The sequence below is a fragment of the Citrobacter sp. TBCS-14 genome, assembly GCF_005280805.1.
Taxonomy (GTDB): Bacteria; Pseudomonadota; Gammaproteobacteria; order Enterobacterales; family Enterobacteriaceae; genus Citrobacter; species Citrobacter gillenii.
The window spans coordinates 1-218 of sequence record NZ_SZWM01000617.1 but is presented as its reverse complement, the minus strand read 5'-3'; the positions used below and the strand labels follow the sequence as shown (position 1 = coordinate 218).

Annotated in this window: 1 pseudogene; it reads left to right on the top strand. The window is 53.2% G+C overall.

What is annotated here, in order from left to right:
- Window positions 1–218 (top strand): annotated as a pseudogene (locus FDX22_RS20270) (hypothetical protein); the annotation flags it as partial.

Sequence of the window (218 nt, the reverse complement as noted above, 5' to 3'; positions counted from 1 at the left end):
GAGCTGCACGTACCGATGAAACCACGTACACAGTGTGGGGCTGGCGGCAGGGTGACGATTCACTGTGGCAACCAAACCAGCGCGTTATCGTCTGTGACCCCATTTGTGGTTTCAATAACCGCGAGCTGCTCATTTCTGAAGTGTCATTCACTAAAGACAACAACGGCACAATAACCGAACTACGTGTCGGTCCGCCGGATGCCTATCTGCCAGAACCT